Source organism: Alteromonas sp. 76-1 (genome assembly GCF_900654235.1).
Lineage (GTDB): Bacteria > Pseudomonadota > Gammaproteobacteria > Enterobacterales > Alteromonadaceae > Alteromonas > Alteromonas naphthalenivorans.
Map to the genome: position 1 here is coordinate 4,357,720 of NZ_LR136958.1, position 24,003 is coordinate 4,381,722.

Here is a 24,003-nt window from a genome sequence, read left to right on the forward strand (position 1 = left end):
CAAGGGCTTATCAAAGTTTAAAGCGGGCAACTAAAATGCCCGTTTTTTTATGGCGCTCAGTATTATGAGAATTTGCCGATCAAGCTTTAAAAATCGTACCGTCATACAACATATAGCAGGCACGGGATCTTTTAGATGCCAACGCTAGCATGACCTCTTCATCCACATCTAAGCCCCCTGTGAATTGCCCAAAAGCTGGCATGATAAATAAGTCTTCAGTAACCACGAAGCATTTACCGGAAAATCGACGACGGGAAATAGTCTTGCGTATTTTAGGATGATAATGGCCAATAACTTGCTGCTTGATTTGAACCTTGCCCTTCGTACTTAGCTCGATTCCGTGCATCTCTGGTTCATGGCGAAACACCACATTATTTTGCACTATTTCATGACATGGATTACCGGGAATTCCTTCGGGTAAGTCGGGGTCATGGTTCCCCTCCACCCAATCCCAGCAAGGAACGCTCTTTATGATATCGCATAAGAGGTTTCTGTCGACAGCGGTCATGCGAGACATGCTGTGTTTATCGTGGAAACTGTCACCTAAGCTAATCACCCGAGCAGGGTTATAATCGCTAATAATGTGCTGCAAACGCTTAAGCGTAGCAACAGAATCGACACTTGGCAGCGGATTACCATAACTGCGCAAGTAACTACCTTTTTCAAGGTGTAAATCTGATACCACCAGCCAATCAAGCGCAGGCAAATATGCCACACCTCTGGCATCTAGCAACCATAGCAGCTCCGCAAACTTCACAATACTAATACTATGCAACGCCACCTGTGAAGATAGCCACTGCTCACTTATTGCCACTTACTAACCTCTTTCATAATATTTAACGCCATCCCACCTCCAACCTCCCAAACGAACTCGCCTATCGCGGTGGAGTGGGGTTGAGTATGGAACCTTATGCAGCATGGACGCTGCATCAGAGCCCACATAGATGTATTTACGGCGCATTACATAAAACAACACACCAGTTACAAAACTACTTAGGAATTAACCTCTTGCGGTGGCGTGGGGTTGGGTATGGAACCTTATGCAGCATGGATGCTGCATCAAAGCCTACATGGATGTATTCAATTCATATTCACTCACTTTAACACCAATAGAATTAGACTGGGTGAGCAGTATTGGCACTAGAAACCTTCCGCAGCATGGATGCTGCGGCAGAGCCTACATGGATGTATTTACGGCGTGTTTCTGGGGCTAATACTGCTCGACCAAACTTAATATTCTCAAGACAACAAAGCCCGTACTTCATCTAGCATATTTTCTGCTTCAGCATATAAATCGGCTTGTTCGAGTATCGCTTGCGCCCCCGCCCCTTTTATTTGTTCACTTCGCATGTTCAGCACAATAGGGATTGCCATGGGCGATACTTTTTCTAAGTTTACTAACGTGGTTTTATCTACAAAGCGGATGAGCAAATTCGCCAAGCGCTGCAAGTCCAACAACTCCCGCTCAGCATCCGCCCGCGCTACTGCAAGAAGGATATGATCTGGGTCGTGCTCACGCAGCGTGTCGTAAATTAAATCCGTAGAAAACGTCACCTGTTTCATGGTTTTCTGACTAGCATGATAACGCTGTTCGGTTAAACCGCTCACTACCGCCACCTGCCTGAAAGACCGCTTTAACATGGGCGCTTGTAGCATCCAGTCTTCTAGCTCATCGCCTAATATATCCGGCTGAAACAGTTGCTGCAGTTGTTTATCGGTAATCTGTTTGACCGCACTTATCGATAAACCATAGTCGGTCACGCTGAAACTTAACGGCTTAACACCCATTTTTTCCATTCTACGGGTAACTAGCATGCCCAAGGTTTGGTTAGCTTTTCGCCCTTCAAAGGTGTAGTACAACGTATGGTTTACGTTACGAAAAGGAAACTGCTCTACCAGTACCTTTTCGGGCTCAGGAAGCAGTGAGAACTGTTGTTGTAAATTCAACCAGTCTCGTACTTGCACGGGCAATTTACGCCAACTCTTGGGGTTAGCTAATATTGCTCGAACCCCATCAGCCAGATACGTCGACAATGGCATTTGACCACCAGAATAACTAGGAATTTTAGGCTCTTTCGCTTTCGCAGGGCGAGCGTGAAGTTGCATATCCCGAATGGCTTCATATTTAAGCACTTCGCCGGCAAAATAAAAGGTGTCTCCGGGGGTAAGTTGCTGGGCAAAGTACTCTTCTACTTCCCCAATAATTTTGCCCTGATTACCACGGCGAATGCGTTTTACTTTTAACCTTCCCGCTTCAACAATAGTGCCTATGTTCTGCCGATGCCTTTGTATTACCCGCCTGTTGGCAGGTGAAAACGTACCGTCCTCGTTTTGCATTAGGCGCTGATATCGCTCGTAGGCATTAAGCGCACTACCGCCATCTAACGCGAACTGCCATAACTTTTCAAAATCTTGTTTATCGAGCCCTTGATAGGGCGATGCTAAAAGTATTTGCTCGTAAAGGGTATCTGGCGTGTCGGCATTACTGCAAAGGCAGTTCACAATAAACTGGGGAATAATATCCAATGCCCCGGGCTGTGGGGCATCGCCATCTAGCTCGCCTTTGTTAATTGCATCAATAGCGGCTTGGCATTCAAGGGCTTCAAAGCGATTAGCGGGCACCAGCAAAGCTTCGCTGGGTTCGTCTAACCTATGATTTGCTCGCCCTATTCGCTGTAGCAATCGGCTTACCCCTTTTGGGGCTCCAACTTGTATTACCTTGTCTACATCGCCCCAATCAATGCCTAGTTCTAGCGCCGAGGTACAGACTACTGCCCGTAACAATCCGCTAGACATCATGGCTTCTGTTTTACGCCGCTGCTCTTTACTTAAACTGCCATGATATAAGGCTATGGGTAAGCCAGCGGTGTTATGTTCCCATAGCATTTGAAAAATCAGTTCGGATTGGGCCCGGGTATTCACGAACACCAAAGTGGTTTTTGCGTCTTCAATGGCCTTATATATATCGGTAATGGCATAGCGCGCCATAAAACCACCGAATGGCATGCGGTTTTCAGATTGCAGCATGTCTACTTTTGGTTTTTCACCCGCTTTCACGCTGATGATATTAGCGGTGCCTTCTGTGCCAGCAAGCCATGCACCTAGCGTTTCTGGGTAAGCGACCGTGGCCGACAACCCTACCCGCTTCATGTCGGGTGACAATACTGAAAGCCGTGCTAGCGCTAATGACAAAAAATCTCCTCGCTTGTTTGCTACTAGGCTATGGGTTTCATCAATAATAACTCGCTTTAGTTTTCCAAATAGTTTGTCAGCATCAGCATAGCTCAGCATTAACATGAGCGATTCAGGGGTAGTAAGCAGCAAATTTGGCGGTTTTTTTCGTTGGCGCTGCCGTTTATGTGAAGGTGTATCGCCTGTACGGGTTTCTGCCGTTATCGGCAATTCCATTTCTTCAATAGGTTGCAATAAGTTGCGATGAATATCTTGGGTTAGTGCTTTAAGCGGCGAAATGTATAAGGTGTGAAGCCCTTGCTGTGGCGATTGAGCTAACTCGACTAAGCTTGGTAGAAAGCCGGATAAAGTTTTGCCAGCTCCGGTAGGGGCAATGAGCAACGTGGTGTTGTAGGTTTTCCGTTTACGACCACCAGTTTGCTTAATACTCTGTTCGAGTATTTTCCTCTGGTAATCTCGAAGCGCCCAGCCTTTATTGTTGAACCATTGGCTAAACGCCGGGGGCAAAATATCACTACCGGTTTCAATTACTTTGTGAGGTGATGCTTTGGTCTTAGGCATATTAACTGGCATATCTTTTGAAACTTTTGAAATAAAAGCTGCGCACAACGTTAACCCCTTGCCCGAACTTCTCCTGCGCCATAATTTTTTCGTTACCCTGCTGTTTCGATGGTAAGCAATAGTAGGTATACGTTCATTCGGCAGAAGAGTTTAATTTTCCACTACGCTCAACCAATTGCGTAAAACCACCGTAGTTATATGAAACGCTAACGAAGAGCATGTAGGTTTTATATGACGGCTGAAAATACAATACACCCTTCAAAGTGGATGAAGACAGACGACGCAGGTTTGTATTGTGTGCCGGGCAATTTTTATATCGACCCAATGCAGCCCGTTGAAACCGCGCTTGTTACCCACGGTCATGCTGACCATGCTAGAGCCGGGCACAAACGAGTATTCGCCCACCCCCAAACTATGGCCATTATGACCACCCGCTACGGTGATGATATGGCTGAGGAACAGATAGCTGTGCCCTACCGTGAAAGCGTAGAGTTTGATGAGGTCACTATTGATAGTCACAGCGACGCTAGTGGACAGGGTCGACGCAAGATAAAAGTCACTTTTTACCCTGCTGGCCATATTTTAGGGTCGTCACAATTGCTCATTGAATATGCGGGTTATCGGCTAGTGATATCTGGCGACTACAAACGTAGGCATGACCCTACATGCCCGCCGTTTGAGGTAGTGCCTTGCGATGTACTCATTACCGAAGCGACTTTTGGCTTACCGGTATTTGCCCACCCGCCAATTGAACAAGAAATCCAAAAGCTGCTGCACTCCCTTGAGGTGTTTCCAACACGCTGCCATCTAGTTGGCACTTATGCGCTAGGAAAATGCCAGCGGGTTATTTTAGCGCTTCGAGAAGCCGGCTATGCCAAACCTATTTATCTTCACGGTGCGCTACTGAAGCTATGTGACTTATATGAACGAGAAGGTATTGATTTAGGAAAAATCACTCCGGTTAGCGAGGTGGAGGATAAAGCGTTATTGGCGGGTGAAATCGTGTTGGCTCCCCCTTCAGCCTTAGCCGACAGGTGGTCGAGAAGCTTACCCCACGTTCGTGCTGTGTTGGCCTCGGGCTGGATGCAAATTCGCGCTAGAGCTAAGCAGCGCAACGCTGAGTTGCCACTTATTATTTCAGATCACTGCGATTGGCCCGAGTTATTACAAACCCTTACCGAAGTCAATCCTAGTGAGGTATGGGTGACCCACGGTCGTGAAGATGCCTTAATGTATCAAGCACAAAAGATGGGGTTTAAAGCACGAGCGCTATCGCTGGTAGGTTACGATGAAGCGGCGCAGGAGGAATAGCAATGCAGGCATTTAGTGACTTACTTGAGCAGCTTTACTATACCGCTGGAACCAAAGCCAAAGCACAGCTAATTCTGCATTACCTTGCTACTACGCCAGACCCCGATCGTGGCTGGGCTATTGCCGCTATGGCAGGCACGCTTAAGTTTGATTTTTTTAAGCGCAATACGGTAAAAAAACTGATTACCGAACGGGTAGACCCAGAACTATTTGCAATGAGCTACGATTATGTGGGCGAAGTTAGTGAAACAGTGGCCCACTTATGGCCTGAATATATTCCTGACCAGTCATTACCTAGCTTATCTGAAGTGGTAGAAACCTTTGCAACTATAAGTAAGCACAACGTATCTTCTACGCTAGCAAACTACCTTACTATGATGACCCCCTCGCAGCGCTGGTCATTGTTGAAGCTTGGCACCCGTGGGCTTCGTATTGGCGTATCAGCTCGCTCTATCAAACAAATTTTGGCGGAATATGGCAATAAAGACATCACCGAAATAGAGAAACTGTGGCATGGCGTCGCACCGCCTTATACCGACCTTCTCGCATGGCTTGAAGGTAACGGACCTAAACCGGATATTAGCAACGCGGTTACCTTTCATCCTGTCATGCTATCTCACCCCATCGCGCAAGATGATGTCGATGACTTTGCTCCAGAGCAATGGCAAATAGAGCATAAGTTTGACGGCATTCGGGTGCAGTTAGTGTGCAACACCACGAAAGAAGAGCCTGAAAAGGCGCTATTCTCTCGCACTGGAGATGACATCAGCCACGCTTTCCCCGACCTACTCGATAGTGTCAGCGGCAATATGGTGCTAGACGGTGAACTGTTGGTGATGCATAACGCCGAAGTAGATACGTTTAATGCCCTACAACAAAGGCTTAATAAGAAAAAGCCTACTGCTGCATTAATGGAAACAAACCCTGCGGGGCTAATTGTTTACGATGCACTGGTGCTAGACGGTAAGCAATTAACCGACGCCCCTCTGACTACCCGACGTGAAGCGCTAGAAACGTGGTTTGACAAAAATGGCATTCAGGAACACGACAATGATTCACGACTGCATTTATCTGAGTGCTTATCTGCCGATTCACCAAAAGGGCTTCGTACGCTACATAAAAACGTGTGTAAAAACCGTGCTGTAGAAGGGCTCATGATAAAACGTTTAAGCAGCCCTTATGTGCCAGGTAGACCAAAGGGACAATGGTATAAATGGAAACGCGACCCACTGGTGGTCGATGCGGTAATGATGTATGCCCAGCGAGGCCACGGTAAGCGCTCAAGTTTTTATTCCGACTACACCTTTGGCGCCTGGCAAGATGAACAGTTACTTCCCATTGGAAAAGCTTATTCGGGTTTTACTGACGAAGAGCTAAAAAAATTAGATAACTGGGTAAGAAGAAACGCTATAGGGCGTTTCGGTCCCGTTCGAGAAGTAAAAAAAGAGCTGGTACTGGAAGTGGCTTTCGATGCTGTTCACCCGTCCAAGCGACATAAATCAGGCGTAGCACTACGGTTTCCTCGCATTCATCGCATTCGCTGGGATAAGCCTGCCGATGAGGCAGATACGCTTATGAACGTGAAAGCGCTTATTGAATCATAAGTTGAATTGAACATTTTTTTTACAAACTCTAATTTTAGCTTACACTTAATGTATATTAACTTTTTCTGTTTCATCTAACTTACTGTTAGAAAAGAAATTGTAGAATATTTTTTAATGTGCGCGTGCCTAGATTAGTGCCTCGCCAAGGACAAAATATGATGTTGTTTTCGCGATCGTTCAAACATTGCCTGATTGGTTTTCTTCTCCTTTTTTCCACCTCAGGTAACGCTGGCTTAATTACTAATATTGCGACTGAGACTATCAACTATAGTATTTTATCTCAAAATCCTTGGGGTAACTTCCGATGGACAACGAGCTACGATATTAGTTTTGTCGATCAAGATTTACTGATTGATGTTGACGTTTACTTAAGGGGTGCCGATCCTGGCAGTGCACTTCGAGACTTTTGGGAAGAGGGCATTGAGTCCATTTGGAGCAATGCTTTTGACTTATCTGACGGCACTTATTTTTACGACACTGTATTTAATGTGGATTGGCTAAACACCAGTGTGGGCGCTGACCATACTGTTAATGTGATTGTAGGTAATGGTAATGTGAATTTGACCCAATGGTATACGGGTAGGCCATCAGGTTACTCGTATAGTCGTCAAGGGGTAATAGCCGCTCACGAGTTTGGTCACATGATTGGCTTATTTGATGAATATAGCGGCGGCGCACTAAATCCAGAAGGGCTGATTAGAAACAACAGCATAATGGGCCGGAATCTATCCTCACCTCGAATAGATCACTTCGATGCATTCTTAGAATGGGCGCAAATTAATTCGGGGGTCGCTTCTCTAGCGTTAGTTGCCGACAGTGGCGTAGACAATTATTTCGTTTCTGAGCCAAATTCATTAGCCATTTTGCTACTTTCGATTTGTATGGCTCTTTCCATCAAAACTAAGTCTAGACGAAACAGTATAGAGGTAAGAGGCCCTAGTCTCTTCGCATAAATTGTATCGCTATGTATTCGCAGTAATAAAAAAGCAAGGCATACTCGCCTTGCTTTCATTAATACACCTAAACTCATATCAATACAGGTTATGCGCCAATATATTGCCTATTTCGCAATATGCTTCATAGTAGGCAATGCACTAAACGCACCGTATTGCGTTACCGTGTATGCACCACAGCGAATAGCAAATTCAGTGGCTTCGCTTACGTTTTCAAAGCTACTTGCCCACTTGTCGAATTCTGCGCTGTTAGCCACTTTGGTAGATAAGAAATACAAAAATCCGCCAATGAATGAATCGCCTGCTGCAGTGGTATCTTTCACGCTTACTTTTGGCGAGGCCAAGGTACCGCTGAAATCTTTTGTTATGTACTGAATAGGTTCCCCGCCATCAGTCACTAATACCACTTTAACGCCGCTATCTAGCCACTGTTGTACATGAGCCTGAGCATTTTCTTCACCGTAAAGCTCTGCTAACTCTTCGCGGCTTGCTTTTAAGATACTCACTTTCTTAGCCACGTCGTCAATTCGGCCTGGGGCATTAGCGGTGTCATCCCAAAACGCTGGACGGTAGTTAATATCTAAACAGACAAGCATATTTTCTTGCTTGGCTTTATTTAGAATATAGTCGGTGCCAGGTAACAACTCTGGACCTGAAATAGACCCAGAGCAAAAATGCAGCACGCTAGTATCATCACAAGCAACCTTGGCTAAGTCTTCTTCACCAATGTGCTTATGTGCAGCATTATCAACATAGAAGTCGAAAGAACGTTCACCGTCTTTATCTAGGTTAACAAATGCTAGTGCCGTATTGGCGTCTTTCGTACTCCAAACATAATCAGTATTTACCTTGTGATAGCTAAGCATGTCTTGAAGAAAACGGCCAAAGGTATCATCACCTACTTTAGACACCATAGCGCCTTGCCCACCAAGCTTAGCAACAGCAACCGCTACATTCGCCGGCGCACCACCAGCATAAGGCTGAAATGAATTCATTGCTGGCATTTCACTTTGGTCCGCCGCACCCGCACTTAACATATCGATAAGTACTTCGCCTAAACATAAAATTTTCATAAACACCTCTGGCTGAAGCTAACAGCGATAACTTCGTATTTATACCGCTGTAGTCATGGATAATAAGCGTAGCCGAAGGACCTTCCGTCGGGCACGTTAAATTATAGTTAATTAATTGGGGCACAGTATTAACTAGCAAAACAAATAAATCAACCTTGTTGATTTAATATTTTATCATCATTAAAGACTGACTATTGAATATGTAATCTATCGGCTTGATTGGTAGAGAGAAACTGCTCTTGGTTAATTATGTTAAATATATTGAATTAGTATCTATCCATGACTTAGTGGTGCTGTTTGTTATAACATTCATTTCATAATGATTCAGGTACACTGTAAATGACAAAATCCCACGAGCACTCGGTTTCATCACAGAGCGCATCAGAAATAGACTCGCACCACGGTGCAACTGCCTTACTAGATAACCGTACTCAAAATGAACGGGATATCCTCACCCTGATTCGTCATGATGGCGCTATTCCGAAAGCAGATATTGCTCAACGTACGGGTTTATCTGCACAGTCGGCCACGGTCATTATTAAGAAACTAGAGTCCGAAGCCCTTGTTAAGCGACTGCCGCCAGTTCGCGGTGGTGTGGGGCAGCCTAAAGTTCCTTTTGGCTTGAATGCAGATGGTGCATTTGGGTTAGGCTTAAAAATTGGCCGCCGCAGTTTTGATATGACCTTGCTAGATTTGGCTGGCAATGTGAAAGCTTCGCTTCACGAAAAAGTAGCCTACCCCACCGTTGATCATTTATTGTCATTTACTCAGCGCGGTGTGTCTGTACTAACACAACAACTCAGTAACGAGCAACGCACTCGTATTCGCGGACTAGGCATCGCCATGCCGTTTGAAATTTGGAATTGGGTAGAAGAAGCTGGGGCCCCTGCTGCTGCGTTAGAAGCATGGAAAAACCTTGATATTCAGACTGCGCTATTTGAACTACTAGACTTACCCATCTATGTGAGTAACGATGCGACGGCGGCGTGCAGTGCAGAAATGGCCTTTGGTAATCCACATCGATTTAACCACTTCCTCTATGTTTTTGTTGGCACTTTTCTTGGCGGTGGCTTGGTTATTAACAATCAGCTATTTACAGGAAAATCGGGTAATGCCGGTGCAATTGGTTCCTTGCCTTTCTTGTCTAACGCCCATAACCAACAGCAACAACTCATCACCCAATCATCACTATACTTGCTAGAAAAGCAGCTGAATGATGCGGGGCTTGATGGTAATAAATTGTATGAAGCTCCTGAACACTGGTCTGGCTTAAAAACTAATTCAGAATTTATGCGCATCGTTCAAGTGTGGATGGAACAGGCCGCCCAGGGGATTGCCTTTGCCACACACTGCGCATTTAGCATGCTCGACCTCGATGGCATTATCATCGACGGTGCCATGCCGCAGAATATAAAACATGAATTGGTTACCTGCGTGCAAAACGCGTTAAAAGATGCTGATCTTCGGGGCATTACTCAAGGTAGTATTAGTGCCGGTAACGTAGGGAGTAAAGCGCAGTCTATCGGCAGCGCTAATTTGTCACTTATCGCGAACTACTATTAGTTTATATATGTTAAATAAAAGCAGGGGTAACGTGGTTACAACTACACTCACAGGCAAGACCGCTAGCGCTTCATCAACTACCGCATCGTCAAACGTTGTAATTCTTGATGGTGGGTTAGGCAGAGAATTAGAACGAGTTGGGGCTCCCTTCCGGCAACCTGAATGGTCTGCTTTGTCTTTAATGGAAGCGCCCGATTTAGTAGCCCAAGTGCATCAAAACTTCGTGGATGCGGGTGCAAAAATTATTACCACCAACACTTACGCGTTAGTGCCTTTTCATATAGGGCAAAAACAGTTTGATGAGCAAGCATTTTCACTTGCCGAGCGCGCGGCCAGTATTGCCAATACTGTGGCTAAAAAGAATGACATTTCAGTTGCGGGCTGCATTCCTCCTGCTTTTGGCTCTTACAAACCTGAGCTATTCTGTGCCGAGCAACTCTCTTCTATTTTACTGCCTTTGATTGAAGCACAAGCGCCCTACGTCGATTTTTGGCTTGTAGAAACCGTTTCTTCGGTAGAAGAAGCCAACGCGGTAACCTCTTTAATAAAAGCACACTCATCTAAACCAATTTGGCTTTCTTACTCGCTCAGTAATCGTCACGACTTTTCAAACCCAGTGACCTTACGCTCTGGTGAGTCACTGAATGCTATACTGCCCACACTAGACAACTTGGATGCCGTGTTGTTTAACTGCTCCCAGCCTGAAGAAATGGAAGCAGCCATTACGTTCACACACTTGCATAATACCGATATGAACATCGGTGTTTATGCCAATAGCTTTTCAGAGCATGTTAGAAAGCATGATGCTAACGAAATGCTGTCTACGTTGCGTGAAGATGTCACCCCTGAGAAATACCTAGCGTACGCACAAACGTGGGTGAACGCTGGCGCTACAATTGTAGGTGGATGTTGCGGCATAGGCCCTGACCATATAAAAGCCTTGGCGCAAGGGTTAGCTAACCATTCAAAAATAGCAGACTGATTTGCAATCAACCACCTGCTATTTTGCCCCTACCAGCGACTAACGCGTGACCACGTTTTTAGCGCCTTTTATTAACGCTTCCTTATCGATTTTATTGGGCACTTCAACACCACGGCGCGCCGCAGGGCGTGCCTCGATACTGTTTTTCCAGCGAGTTAAGTTATCTAGCCCTTCAATGCTCACGCCCGACCATTCGTAGGTTCGAACCCAGCACCAGTTCGCCATATCGGCAATACTGTAATCACCGGCTAAATATTCGTTGTCTTCTAGTCGCCCATCTAGCACTGTAAACAATCGGCGTACTTCATTTTGATAGCGGTCGATAGCAATGGGAATTTTCTCTTCTAAATAGCGATGGAACACATTCGCCTGTCCCATCATTGGCCCAATCCCGCCCATTTGAAACATAACCCATTGCATTACTTGGCTTCGGCCTTTGGCATCTGTTGGTAAAAACTTACCTGTCTTTTCAGCTAAATAAAGCATGATGGCGCCAGATTCGAAAACCACATGGTCGCCTTCGCTTTTGTCCACAATAACGGGAATCCTGCCATTTGGGTTCATGGCGAGGAACTCAGCGTTTTTTTGCTCGCCTTTCATTAAGTTTACCCCGTGCACGGTATAGTCGAGTTCCATTTCTTCTAGTGCTACTGAGGCTTTCCAGCCATTGGGTGTTGCTGCGGTGTATAAATCAATCATTAGGCTTTTGCACTCGCTCTGCTGCTAACATTGTCGTACCAACGCTGAAGATTCGTTTGTTCATCTTTAATTCGAATATCGACCACCCGTGCAAAATCGATGGCACATAGCGCTGTAATATCTGCAATAGAAAAGGTGTCTCCCGCTATAAACTCGTTTAGTTCGAGTCGGCGTTCGAGAATATTAAAGTACTTCGAAGCATTGATACCGGCTTCTTTGCCGTATTCTGGCACAGGTACCATTCTGTCTTTGAAGTAACCTGTGGTGTGTTGAAAGCACATGCCTACTTGTAACATTAGCGCCATTTCAACTTGCCGCTGCCACATCGAGATGGTGGCTCTTTCAATAGGCGTAGAGCCTAACAAGGAAGGTTCAGGATGAATGGCTTCAAAGTAAGTACAAATCGCGTCGGTTTCAGCAATGCAGGTACCGTCGTCCAACTCTAAAATAGGAATTTTACCTAGTGGGTTTTTCGCACGCATTTCAGCGCTTAAATTTTCACCCTTTTGAATATCTACTTGTACATACTCTACTTGTGACTCATCTATCCCTTTTTCAGCAAGGAACATGCGAACACGTCGAGGATTAGGCGCTGTTTTGGTCTCGTAAATTTTCATAGGCAATATTGTATTGTTGGAATGTTAACAGCCAGACTAGTGCTGCTTGCGCGTGGGTTCAAATCATATTCCATTGGGGTACAACTATTAAAAGGTTGAATGGTTATACCTGTTCACGAATTTGTATCGACTAACACACGCAGCCGCTTTTGTTCGGTACTCGAGAAGTGAGTGTGCCTGTACGTTGACAAGGCATCTTGCCGTGCATCCTCTTTCATCCCACTAGCGCTTATATGTTGCTGGTATTTGCGGTAGGCATCTATACGTTGTTGCCATAGTGCCCGCGCCTCCCATAAAGCCGAAAAACGCTCGGCGGCATGATGGCCGAATTCAGCGGCAATAGCCTGGTAACGAGACTCTGAATCTGCATACCTTTGCTTAATTTGGTTAATTTTTTCCATGTTTAAGGTAGGTTGAAACGCCGCTTTTTCATGTTCATCTAGTGCATTTAACTGACCAAATATCTCATTTCGTTTTTGTTCTCTTGAGAGCTCACGATCTTGAGCAATAGCAAGGCGAGCAAGAGCCCTTGCGTCAATGGCCGCATCGGCAGAAAACAAGTACTCATACTCTTCTTGAGAAAAGTAACTAAGACGCAGCGTATCTCTTGTTGCTAGCTTTTGTTCAACGTCACTTAACGAAATACCAGTATAAGTGATGTCGGTGACGGTGCTCTCGTTTGATACGGTGAGCACCTTGTCAATTTCAGCATCGGTATTTGCCAATGCTACTTTATATTCAACATATCGCGTGAATACATCAGCGGCGTACATAGCCGATCTAGCCTCATACATGTCTGAAGCATTCACACTAAACCTTGCAGTAACTTCGTTATCTGAAGCGCCCTTATTAGTAAATATAAAGCGATCGAAATTGTCCTTTACGCCAAAATATAAGGTGAAAATTGGTAGGTCAGAGCCTACACTTTTGACTGGCTGAATCGATTCTTTAATTTCTATTGCTGCCGAATCTTGGCTAGGTAATGCCAACGTTCTGGCTTGACGATTTTCACGTACCTCATCATCAATGTGGTGACGCTTGCTTATTGTAAATACAGCTACAAGAAAGAGGGCGACGCCCCCTCCTATTAATACCCGCCGGTTCATTATAAGCCTTGGTTTTTCAGACGGTTGGCTTGGTCAATAAATACATCCACTGGATTGGTTTCAAACCAATGGGTGATGCCAAAGCTTTGGTTAACTTCATCAAGGTGATTCATCTTGTAGTTATCTTTAAGCACTTTACCTAAATGAGAGCTACAAGAAGACACCAGCCCATCATTGGTTTCACCAAATGCTATTCCAGTGATGGCAAGAAAAGGGTCGACCACGTCCAGCGCATTTGTGTAAGTTCTACCACCACTCCAAGAATAATAGTACACACCATTCTCACCTAACTGTTTGCCGTCATTGCGGCAGTAGGCCGAGGGCATGCCTTCGGGGTAGCGTGCGTTGAACGCAATTGAACCAGAAGTTGATAGCGAGGTTAGCGCAGCCACAGAGTCGGTAGGTTTATCTCGAGGGTCTGAGCCTGAAGCAAGTTCGATAAGATTAGCAAAAGCGTCGGTGATCAACCCCACAGTTCCTTCTTGTACAGACCCTTCCGTAAGCCCACTTTTCAATACATCTGCCACAGCGCTTCCCCAGTTCACACCAGCTACCGATGTAACTGACGCCACTTTACTTGGCGCTACGCTCGCGGCATACCTTGCTGTTGGGCCCCCATGGCTATGGCCAATTAGGTTAACCTTCTGGGCTCCAGAAAGTGCAAGTACGTCATCAATATAGTTAAGTAACTGCTCTCCTCTCACTTCAGTAGAGTTAGAAGGAGACACTTCTGCGATATAAACTACTGCGCCGTTTCGAGATAGTTTTTGAGGCACCTTGTAAAAGTAATCTACAAACAGGATGTCATCAAAACCGAAGAGACCGTGAACCAGTACAATAGGATATTGTGTTTTAGCAGTATTGCCTGCCCAAGATTGAGCTGGCAATACTGCGACAAGCAAAAACAGCATGAGCGTTGTTATTTTCGTTCTTAGTTTCATTGCATGTTCCCTGAATTATAAACATTAGTGGTCTGAGGCCAGACCTGAGTTATTTTTATGTTAATTTAATGTAAATAACAAGATAAATAAGAGAACGACGCCCTATGCAATTACTTAGAGGCTTTACACATAGTCAGGGTTATTAAGAAAAGAAAAACGTAAAACGCTTTATATTCAGAAGGCTACCCTGAAAATAGGGTATAAGCCTTTATACTATTTAATAAACGAATAAAGAGAATAGGGAGAGGTTATAGCTAGGGAAAATGTTAACCGCCCTATGCAATCGAGAGTCATATGCGCCAGCTATTAGGCTTAATTACTTCCGATGGTAAACCTGTAGGTAATTGACGCTTAGGCTGGGAGTAAGCTTCCATACTTTAGTGAATGGATTTAATGCCATGCCGGTCTCATGATTAAGCGTAAACCCTTCACCTACCCATTGGTTGAGTTCAGTGGGTTTAACAAATTTTTGCCAGTCGTGAGTACCGACAGGTAAATATCGCATGACATATTCAGCGCCTACAATCGCAATAATATAACTTTTAATGGTTCGATTTAACGTGGCAAGCACTAATAAGCCGCCGGGCTTCACTAAGCTTGCACACTCTTTTATTAGCTGCGCTTGATCAGGTACATGTTCAACGACTTCCGCATTAATCACTATATCAAATTGACGCTCTTGGCTTACTAAATCGGACGAAAGCCCATGCATGTAGTTCACTTCCACATTGCTTTGCTTTGCATGCCGCTTTGCTACTTCAATACTCATAGCACTTGCATCTATGCCGGTAACATCCGCCCCCTTCAACGCCAGCGGTTCACTGATTAGTCCTCCCCCGCAACCAATATCTACGATTGAGAGCCCAGAGAACGGCTTGGTTTTATCCATAGGGTTCGTTTGGAAGTTTGTTTTAGACGCCTTTTGAACAACGCGCTGCGCTTGCTCGCTTTTCATAAAGTGGCTGGTTATTTGAGATTCAATGACAGATAACCGTGCACGATTGAAATCTAATGCCGTTTTATAATTTCCATTGGGATCCCACCAGCTTTCAGCCAGCGCATCAAAGCGGTCGATTTCCTGTTTTGAAAAATTAATGGGCGCTGATTTTTGGCTTTTATCTAACATGCACTAACACCAGTTTATAAAAAGGTAAGTCATTCAAATCTATCTACGCTAGCTTCCCGTAAGAAAACCCTATGGGGTATTGTGCTGCCCACGGCTAACAGATGCCTGAGTTTTATGAATAATAGGTATACAATCAATGCTTATACGCGCAAAAAGAGGTATTCGTTTTGGCCAATGCTAAAAATGTCTATGGAAGACCACTACAACTATGTTGTGGTAACACAGGTTACACCCGGGAAGGCTTTTGCTACGTGCCCGATGCAGATGTAGGAAACCACAGTGTGTGTGCGGTAGTTACCGATGAATTTCTACAATTTTCATTACGTCAAGGCAACGACTTGATTACACCTTGGCCTAGTATGGACTTTGCTGGCTTACTGGCGGGCGACAGGTGGTGCTTATGTGCCGCCAGATGGTTGCAAGCTTATGAAGCAGGCGTTGCTCCCAAAGTGCGATTAGAAGCGACTCATGAACGGGCGCTAGATATTATCCCTCTGGCCACCCTTGAAGCTTTTGCTGCAGAATAAAAAACGGGTGACTTCCATTGGAAGTACCCGCCTTTGAACTGTCTAGTCTATTTGAACGCTAGGTCGTTTTAAGCCCTAAGGCGTTCGAATAACCATAAGTCGTGTTTCAGTCATGTCTTCTATGGCATAACGAATGCCTTCACGGCCAAGCCCTGAATCTTTTACGCCGCCATAGGGCATGTTATCTACACGCCAGCTAGGAACGTCGCCGATGACTACACCACCTACTTCAAGCACATCCCATGCTTTATGTGCTTTATAGATATCACGAGTGAAGATACCGGCTTGCAGCCCATAACGACTGTTATTCACTTCCTCTAATGCACTGTCGTAATCGTCGAACGGCTGTAATATAGATAGCGGCCCAAATGCTTCCTCAGCACTTGCATCACAATCTTTTGATACGTTTTCCATTACCGTCGCTTGCAACATGGCACCGTCTCTTTCGCCGCCGCATAGCACACTTGCGCCAGCCTCTTTGGCATCTTTAATCCAACCTTCCAAACGCTTGGCCTCACCTTCTGAAATCATGGGGCCAATGAAAGTATCTTCATCGCTAGGATCGCCAGACACTAATGCTTCAACTCGTTCTACATAGCGAGACTTAAATTCATCGTAAATAGCAGAATGCACTAATAAGCGCTGCACAGAAATGCAGCTTTGCCCTGATTGGTAGTAGGCCCCAACGATAATTCGGTCGATAGCGTCACTAATGTCAGCGTCTTCATCTACTATACAAGCGGCGTTACCACCAAGTTCCAACACCACAGGTTTTTTGCCAGCTTTCGCTTTTAACGCCCAGCCCACATCAGGCGAGCCAGTAAAGCTTAGTAGCTTCAATCGCTCATCGGTGGTAAATAAATCGGCGCCATCGCGGCTACAAGGAAGAATTGAAAATGCGCCTTTTGGCATTAGCTCGCATTCTGCTAACACTTCACCAATAATCAACGCACCAATAGGCGTGCGAGAAGCAGGCTTAAGTACAAACGTGCAACCCGCGGCAATAGCCGGTGCCACTTTGTGCGCAGCTAGGTTCAGCGGGAAGTTAAACGGTGAGATAAACGAACAAGGGCCAATAGGCACTTTTTTCGTCATACCTTGGTATCCTTTGGCGCGGGCAGAAATTTCTAAATTAACCACTTCACCATTAATTCTTACCGATTCTTCTGCCGCAATTTTAAACGTATCAATTAACCGGCCTACTTCGCCTTTAGCGTCCTTAATAGGCTTACCCGCCTCAATACACAACGCCTTACCTAATTCATCTGCACGCTCTGTAAAGCGCTTAACGCAATACTCTAATATTGCTTGGCGCTCGTAAGGTGCGAGCGCTGTCATTGCAGGTTGTGCCTTTTCAGCAGCGGCTATAGCTTTATCAATCACTTGTGCATCGGCTAACGCCACTTTTGTGGCCACTTCACCCGTGTATTTATTGGTAACGTCTAAATCGGTATTAGCAAAACAAGGTTCGCTTGCAAGGTAATAGGGATAGCTGTCTTTTAACATGTTCACTCCTTATAATTTTGCGCTTAGTTCGGCAATCGTATGGTTAAGTGTTTCGTCATTCATGCTGTAGTCTACGGGGCAGTCGATAACGTGAACGCCAGGCGTATTTAAACAACTTTCTACCATAGGGATTAGCAACTCGGTACTGTCTACGCGCCAACCATGGGCACCGTAGCTTTTTGCGTACTTCACAAAATCTGGATTACCGTAATCCAAACCGAACTCGTCAAATTGCATATTGGCTTGTTTCCATTTAATCATTCCATACGCATCGTCACGCAGTATGATCACAATAAGGTCAAGTTTGAGACGAACCGCCGTTTCAATCTCTTGACTGTTCATCATGAAACCGCCGTCTCCGCACACACTCATTACCGGCACATCCGGCTTCACTAGTTTTGCAGCTATTGCCGAGGGTAAACCTGCACCCATTGACGCCAGCGCATTGTCTAGCAGCAAGGTATTAGGATGATAAGCGGGATAATTTCGCGCAAACCAAATTTTATATACACCGTTATCTAAGGTGACTATGCCATCATCTGGCATAACTTTTCGAATATCGCGCACAAATCGTTCTGGTAATATCGGGAATCGGTTGTCGTTTTCCGCTTCCGCTCTGTGTTTTTCATAGGCATCGTGTACGTCCTTATAGAAATCGAGTTTCCAACCCTCTTGCGGCGTAATGCCTTCTTTTATTTGCCAAATACTATTGGCAATGTCTCCTACTACCTCAAGTTGTGGAAAGTACACGGGGTCGACAGCAGCTGACTCAAAGTTCATGTGAATGACTTTTTTGCCATTGTCATGCATAAAGAAAGGGGGCTTTTCCACCACGTCATGCCCAACATTAATAATAAGGTCGGCTCTTTCTATCGCTCTATGAACAAAGTCGTTATCTGATAAAGCAGTATTCCCCGCAAACCTTGGGTCGCTTTCGTTCAGCACCCCTTTACCCATCTGTGTGGTCACAAAGGGTATGCAGGTTTTATCAACAAATTCCCGCAACATTTTTGCGGTTAGTTTTCTATTTGCTCCCGCGCCAATTAGCAATAACGGAGAGGTGGCCTCTTCAATCATTGAAATGGCTGATGAAATCGCTTTGTATTCTGCAATAGGCCGTCTTGACGTACTTGGTGTTAATAAGGGTACTGAGGTGTGCTCATCAGCAATATCTTCAGGAAGCTCTATATGAACAGCGCCTGGGCGCTCTTCCGATGCTAACCGAAATGCTTCGCGAACGACTGAGGGAATACGATCGCCGCTGACCACTTGCGTGGTAAATTTAGTGATGGGGCGCATCATATCGACAATATCGATAACCTGAAATCGGCCTTGTTTGCTGGTTTTAATGGGCTTTTGCCCTGTGATCATTAACATGGGCATAGCCCCAAGTTGCGCATACGCAGCAGGGGTAACTAGATTGGTCGCACCTGGGCCAAGGGTAGATAGGCACACGCCAACTTTACCGGTTAGTCTTCCGTAAGTGGCTGCCATAAAACCCGCACCTTGTTCATGGCGGGTAAGTACAAGTTTAATTGAGGAGGTTCTTAACGACTCAAGCAAGTCGAGGTTTTCTTCGCCAGGAATGCCAAAGATGTATTCTACACCTTCAGCCTCCAACGCTTTTACGAAAAGGTCAGACGCTTTCATTAATCCTACACTCCATTTTACGTTAGTATTCACGCGGCAAACGCGTATTAGTAAAGGTTGCTACGCAAAGAGTATAGATAACGATTAATGTGGTTTTGTGAAACTATTCAACAACACCTACCTATTGGCGCTTATTGCTGGTCTAGTTTCTTTTCCCATTCCGTTAACTTTTTCTGAGTTTGGGCATCTACGCCGGCTTTATTTTCGCTTATCCACCACTTTTCCATTAAGCGCACGTTCTTTTGATTCGCTTTATAAAATACATCAACAATATCGCCAATGAAGGGGACAAAGCCTAGACCAAAATCGATAGCGGAATTCTTTACCATTTGCGCAACCAATGCACTAGGCATTCCCAATGACTTCCCCAACCACACAATACGTAAAGAAACGAGCAGCATTAGTGCATCACCCGCGCCTGGAATAAGGCCAACGATAGAGTCGAGGCCTATCCGAATAGGAATAATCGGTAACTTAACAGCCGTATCAAGTAAATTTGCTAACTTTTGTGCTTTTAACAGTGCCTTTGGGGCTTTACTATCCATGCTTAGCTACCTTATTAACGTAATAACATTTACTGGCTATTTGTCAGCGCCTAACGCGCGAGCTAAGCCAGCTCGTAATGCAGTATCTTTATTCACAGTCCAACCATGTAGATTTTCTTTTACCAAATCGAACAACATATCAATATGTGCTTCGTCGCTGTTTAATGCTGGAATATATTCGTACTTTTCACCACCCGCTTCCATGAAGTATTCACGATTTTCTTCGCCAATTTCTTCGATAGTTTCCAAGCAGTCTGCAGAAAAACCGGGGCACATCACTTGTATCGACTTCACCCCATTGCCAGGCAACGACTTCATCGTTTCGTCAGTATAGGGTTTTAACCACTCAGCTTTACCAAAACGAGACTGGAAGGTGGTCATGTACTGCTCATGAGTTAGCCCAAGTTCTTCGGCCAACAAGCGCGATGTTTTATGGCATTCGCAGTGATAGGGGTCGCCATTTAATAAGTAGCGCTTTGGAATACCGTGGTAAGAAAGAATAAGCTTATCCGCTTTACCGTGTTCTTCCCAGTATGCACGTACTTTATTTGCCAGAGCTTTAATGTAATCAGGCCTGTCGTTGTAATGATTCACAAAACGTAGTTCTGGTAACCAGCGGCGTTTAGTAAAGTCTTTAGCAATAGCATCAAAAGTAGACGCCGTAGTAGAGGCGCTATACTGAGGGTACAAAGGCAAGACTACTAACTTTCTTACGCCCTGCGACAACATGCGTTCAATAGTGTCACTAATAGCAGGGTTACCGTAACGCATTGCAAAATCGACAACGACATCATCGCCATATTCTGCTTTGCAGCGCGCCTCTATTGCCTTTGCTTGCGATTTGGTAATCGTTAGCAACGGTGAACCTTCTTCCGTCCAAACAGTTTTATAAGCTTCAGCTGAACGCTTAGGGCGAGTATTTAATATGATGAGGTTTAAAATAAACCACCAAAGCGCACGAGGGATCTCTACTACCCGCGGGTCTGAAAGAAACTCTTTTAGATAGGGGCGCAGGGCCGCCGCAGTTGGGCTTTCTGGTGTACCTAAATTAGTAACCAACACGCCTATTTTGTCTGATTGACTGTGAGTAAAACCCTGATTGCTTTTGAACTTCATCAATTATTCCGCGCTAAAAAAACACTATAACTAGTATACTGAATTTACGGCAATTTTGGGCGAATAGACCACAAATTTAGCACGATTGATGCAATTAAATTTAGCGATTAAAAAAGGTGGCCTTAGCCACCTTTTTAGTCTTAATATTTTCAACCAGTTAAGGCTGATAGTAGGTGGCTGCACCCGGCCCTACAGGCATACCCAATACAAAGACCCACAGATAAAACAATATGGTCCAACCCACGATAAACACCATGGAATAAGGCAGCATCATCGCAATTAAGGTGCCCATACCGAGATCTTTTTTATACCTTGCTGCCATGGCTAAGATAAGACCGAAGTAGCTCATCATTGGCGCAATAACATTCGTTACTGAATCTCCGATACGATACGCCGCCTGAATAACCTCTGGTGAATAGCCTATCAACATCAGCATAGGCACAAAAATAGGCGCAGTTACTGCCCACTGCGCCGAGGCGCTACCTAACGATAAGTTAACCACACCACACATTAAGATGAACAAAATAAACACTGACGGGCCATCTAGACCAGCCGCTTGAAGAAGCGCTGCGCCTTTAACGGCTAACACTGTGCCCAAATTAGTCCATTTAAAGAACGCCACAAACTGCGCAGCAAAAAAGACTAGGGTAATATACAACCCCATTGCGCCCATACTTTTTGCCATTGCATCAATCACATCACGATCGTTTTTCATCGAGCCTGTAACACGACCATAAACAAAGCCAGGCACAGCAAAAGAAACAAAGATAAAGGCAACTATGCCTTTTAAGAAAGGCGAACCCGCTACCGCGCCGGTTTCAGGGTGACGCAGAATACCGTTTTCAGGCACAATAGTCAGCGCCAAAATACCGCATACCACTACAAAGGCGATACCCGCCCAACGAAGTCCTTTCTTCTCAATAGCAGAAGGAGCATCCATTGATTGCTTACTTAAATCTACAGAAGCTTCTGATTCGTCGAACTTACCGAGTCGAGGTTCTACTACTTTTTCGGTCACCAGAGCACCCATAGTGGCCACCACAAAGGTACTGATAAACATGAAATACCAGTTAACTTCTGGGCCTACCACGTAATCAGGATCAATCATGTGAGCAGCGGCTTCGGTAATGCCTGAGAGCAAGGGGTCTACCGTACCAAGTAACAAGTTAGCACTGTAACCTGCGGATACACCGGCGAAGGCGGCTGCAAGACCCGCAAGAGGGTGGCGACCTAACGAATGAAATATCATAGCAGCAAGCGGTATTAACACGACATACCCAAGCTCTGAGGCGGTATTTGAAATAATACCTGCAAACACGACAGCAAAAGTAACCGTACGCTTTGAAGCATTCATTACTAATGAGCGCATGGTGGCTGACAACAAGCCTGAGTGCTCAGCAACTGATACACCAAGTAATGCAACTAATACGGTGCCAAGTGGGGCAAAGCCGGTAAAGTTAGTTACTAGGCCAGTAACAATACGCTGCAAGCCTTCCGCGCTCATTAACGAGATAACTTCAATCATGCCATCAGCTTCTCGACCTTTTGCACCTTCCGGGCGAGGGTCAACTACCGCTAAATCGAAATAGCCAAGAATACCACTTAACACCACGATAAAGCAGGCTAACATCGCGAATAAAGTCACGGGGTGTGGCAGTAAATTTCCAAGAAATTCCACAGTAGCGAGGAATCGGGAGAATAAACCACCCTGTCCGCCCTGGTTTTGGGCAGATTTATCTTTTGTATTTTCCGGAATCAAAACATTCCCTCTGTCGTTTTTATTACCCAGTCATTACCCACTAAGCTGCAGTGATGTCTGCCATGTAGTTCAATAATGCTGCGTTTTATAATAATAAATTCGCGCTTATTTTAACGTATTTTGAGCAATTTTGGCAGTAGGTGGGTAAATTGAACAATTTAAAACCTTTGTAAAGCGCCGAAAAAATTCAGTAAAAAGTATAGCTTTCAGATAATTACGCACTTTACAGCAGGCACAAAAAAGCCAGTCTAAAGACTGGCTTTTTAACAGAAAAACGATGTTAGGTATTAATTACCTTTAGATGCGTTCATGTAGCGGAAAAAGTCGCTATCAGGCGCGATCACCATCACATCCTGCTTATTATTGAAGCTGGCTTTGTATGCATCCATACTTCTTAAGAAGCTGTAAAAATCAGCATTTTTAGAATAAACATCTGCATAGATTTCTGCTGCTAAGGCATCACCTTCACCTTTAAGCTGACGAGCATTACGTTCAGCATCAGCAAGCATTACCGTTACCTTTGCGTCTATATCAGCGCGGATAACTTCAGCTTGCTCTTGACCTTCTGAACGGTGTTCTCTTGCTACTGCAGCACGCTCAGCACGCATACGTTGGAAGATTGAGTTACTCACTTCCGTAGGCAGGTTGATTTGCTTAACACGTACATCAACAATTTCGATACCAAGCTCATCAGAAGACGTTGAAGCCTGCTCCATTGCTTGGTTCATTAATGCTGAACGCTCACCAGATACAATCTGTGCAATAGTACGCGTACCAAATTCAGAACGTAATCCGTTATTCACTTTTTGTTTCAATAGCGCTTCGGCTTGCAACTTATTACCACCTGTTGAAAGGTAATAACGGGCAAAGTCATCAATGCGCCACTTCACGTATGAATCAACTATTAAGTCTTTCTTTTCGCTGGTAACGAAACGGTCAGGCGTGTCATCCAATGTTTGTACACGTGCGTCTAGGTGGCGCACAGAGTCAATGAATGGCAATTTGAAATGAAGACCAGGTTCGAATACTTTTGTATCGCCTGTGGCATCATCTCGTTGAACCTTACCAAATTGAATAACAATGGCACGTTCGCCTTCCGTTACTACGAACAAAGAGCCCGAAGCAAGAACCACTAGAAGTACTAATACTGCAATAGCTAAATTCTTCATCAT

General features: G+C 45.0%; 20 protein-coding genes. 6 read left to right on the forward strand and 14 right to left on the reverse strand.

Going from position 1 to position 24,003, the window contains the following annotated elements; all coding sequences use genetic code 11:
* Positions 1–79 precede the first annotated feature (79 nt).
* Both pdeM and ALT761_RS18470 read right to left on the reverse strand, forming a co-directional pair.
* Entirely contained in the window at positions 80–814 is a 735-nt protein-coding gene (gene pdeM, locus ALT761_RS18465) for a ligase-associated DNA damage response endonuclease PdeM (RefSeq protein ID WP_129740278.1), read from the reverse strand.
* Positions 815–1,239: 425 nt separating this feature from the next.
* Positions 1,240–3,753: a ligase-associated DNA damage response DEXH box helicase gene (locus ALT761_RS18470; protein ID WP_129740279.1), complete on the reverse strand. Its 2,514-nt coding sequence runs from the start codon at positions 3,751–3,753 to the stop codon at positions 1,240–1,242.
* Positions 3,754–3,984: 231 nt separating this feature from the next.
* On the opposite strand from ALT761_RS18470, the gene ALT761_RS18475 reads away from it, so the two are divergent.
* The 3 genes from ALT761_RS18475 (at position 3,985) to ALT761_RS18485 (ending at position 7,621) form a co-directional block, all read left to right on the forward strand.
* Positions 3,985–5,064 (forward strand): ligase-associated DNA damage response exonuclease, encoded by a 1,080-nt coding sequence (locus ALT761_RS18475; protein ID WP_232043495.1) that lies wholly within the window; start codon positions 3,985–3,987, stop codon positions 5,062–5,064.
* A 2-nt stretch (positions 5,065–5,066) separates the two neighbouring features.
* The gene (locus tag ALT761_RS18480; protein ID WP_129740280.1) at positions 5,067–6,668 is read left to right on the forward strand and encodes a cisplatin damage response ATP-dependent DNA ligase; all 1,602 of its coding nucleotides are present in this window, start codon (positions 5,067–5,069) and stop codon (positions 6,666–6,668) included.
* Between the two features lie 155 nt (positions 6,669–6,823).
* Positions 6,824–7,621 (forward strand): hypothetical protein, encoded by a 798-nt coding sequence (locus tag ALT761_RS18485; protein ID WP_129740281.1) that lies wholly within the window; start codon positions 6,824–6,826, stop codon positions 7,619–7,621.
* Positions 7,622–7,728: 107 nt separating this feature from the next.
* Here the strand turns inward: ALT761_RS18485 and ALT761_RS18490 are convergent, their stop codons facing one another.
* Complete coding sequence (locus ALT761_RS18490; RefSeq protein WP_126873290.1) at positions 7,729–8,694, reverse strand: carbohydrate kinase family protein; 966 nt, start codon at positions 8,692–8,694, stop codon at positions 7,729–7,731.
* Between the two features lie 339 nt (positions 8,695–9,033).
* Here ALT761_RS18490 and ALT761_RS18495 point away from each other — a divergent pair, with 339 nt between their 5' ends.
* Positions 9,034–10,257 (forward strand): ROK family transcriptional regulator, encoded by a 1,224-nt coding sequence (locus tag ALT761_RS18495; protein WP_129740282.1) that lies wholly within the window; start codon positions 9,034–9,036, stop codon positions 10,255–10,257.
* A 31-nt stretch (positions 10,258–10,288) separates the two neighbouring features.
* Positions 10,289–11,239, forward strand: coding sequence for a homocysteine S-methyltransferase family protein (locus ALT761_RS18500; RefSeq protein WP_129740283.1), 951 nt, complete (start codon positions 10,289–10,291; stop codon positions 11,237–11,239).
* A gap of 39 nt (positions 11,240–11,278) precedes the next feature.
* Here ALT761_RS18500 and ALT761_RS18505 read toward each other — a convergent pair whose 3' ends face one another.
* The 5 genes from ALT761_RS18505 to ubiG form a co-directional block, all read right to left on the reverse strand.
* Complete coding sequence (locus tag ALT761_RS18505; protein WP_129740284.1) at positions 11,279–11,938, reverse strand: glutathione S-transferase family protein; 660 nt, start codon at positions 11,936–11,938, stop codon at positions 11,279–11,281.
* Positions 11,938–12,555 carry a glutathione S-transferase family protein gene (locus ALT761_RS18510; protein WP_129740285.1) on the reverse strand — a complete coding sequence of 206 codons (618 nt, stop codon included), beginning with the start codon at positions 12,553–12,555 and terminating at the stop codon, positions 11,938–11,940. Before ALT761_RS18510 ends, ALT761_RS18505 begins: the two co-directional genes overlap by 1 nt.
* 113 nt (positions 12,556–12,668) lie before the next feature.
* Complete coding sequence (locus ALT761_RS18515) at positions 12,669–13,661, reverse strand: lipase chaperone family protein (protein WP_129740286.1); 993 nt, start codon at positions 13,659–13,661, stop codon at positions 12,669–12,671.
* Positions 13,661–14,602 carry an esterase/lipase family protein gene (locus ALT761_RS18520; protein WP_442858131.1) on the reverse strand — a complete coding sequence of 314 codons (942 nt, stop codon included), beginning with the start codon at positions 14,600–14,602 and terminating at the stop codon, positions 13,661–13,663. The genes ALT761_RS18515 and ALT761_RS18520 overlap by 1 nt, the downstream gene beginning before the upstream one ends.
* Before the next feature lie 316 nt (positions 14,603–14,918).
* Complete coding sequence (ubiG, locus tag ALT761_RS18525; protein ID WP_129740287.1) at positions 14,919–15,728, reverse strand: bifunctional 2-polyprenyl-6-hydroxyphenol methylase/3-demethylubiquinol 3-O-methyltransferase UbiG; 810 nt, start codon at positions 15,726–15,728, stop codon at positions 14,919–14,921.
* Between the two features lie 167 nt (positions 15,729–15,895).
* On the opposite strand from ubiG, the gene ALT761_RS18530 reads away from it, so the two are divergent.
* Positions 15,896–16,255 carry a DUF2237 family protein gene (locus tag ALT761_RS18530; RefSeq protein WP_041452628.1) on the forward strand — a complete coding sequence of 120 codons (360 nt, stop codon included), beginning with the start codon at positions 15,896–15,898 and terminating at the stop codon, positions 16,253–16,255.
* A 75-nt stretch (positions 16,256–16,330) separates the two neighbouring features.
* Here the strand turns inward: ALT761_RS18530 and ALT761_RS18535 are convergent, their stop codons facing one another.
* The 6 genes from ALT761_RS18535 to hflC form a co-directional block, all read right to left on the reverse strand.
* Positions 16,331–17,761: an aldehyde dehydrogenase family protein gene (locus tag ALT761_RS18535; RefSeq protein WP_129740288.1), complete on the reverse strand. Its 1,431-nt coding sequence runs from the start codon at positions 17,759–17,761 to the stop codon at positions 16,331–16,333.
* A gap of 9 nt (positions 17,762–17,770) precedes the next feature.
* Positions 17,771–19,411, reverse strand: a complete 1,641-nt coding sequence (locus ALT761_RS18540) for an acetolactate synthase large subunit (RefSeq protein ID WP_013786366.1) — start codon at positions 19,409–19,411, stop codon at positions 17,771–17,773.
* A 131-nt stretch (positions 19,412–19,542) separates the two neighbouring features.
* Positions 19,543–19,956, reverse strand: coding sequence for a DUF4112 domain-containing protein (locus ALT761_RS18545; RefSeq protein ID WP_129740289.1), 414 nt, complete (start codon positions 19,954–19,956; stop codon positions 19,543–19,545).
* Between the two features lie 36 nt (positions 19,957–19,992).
* Positions 19,993–21,072, reverse strand: coding sequence for a ferrochelatase (hemH, locus tag ALT761_RS18550; RefSeq protein WP_129740290.1), 1,080 nt, complete (start codon positions 21,070–21,072; stop codon positions 19,993–19,995).
* Positions 21,073–21,229: 157 nt separating this feature from the next.
* Positions 21,230–22,831 (reverse strand): AbgT family transporter, encoded by a 1,602-nt coding sequence (locus ALT761_RS18555; RefSeq protein WP_013786369.1) that lies wholly within the window; start codon positions 22,829–22,831, stop codon positions 21,230–21,232.
* 287 nt (positions 22,832–23,118) lie between these two features.
* Positions 23,119–24,000 carry a protease modulator HflC gene (gene hflC, locus ALT761_RS18560; RefSeq protein WP_013786370.1) on the reverse strand — a complete coding sequence of 294 codons (882 nt, stop codon included), beginning with the start codon at positions 23,998–24,000 and terminating at the stop codon, positions 23,119–23,121.
* Positions 24,001–24,003 lie beyond the last annotated feature (3 nt).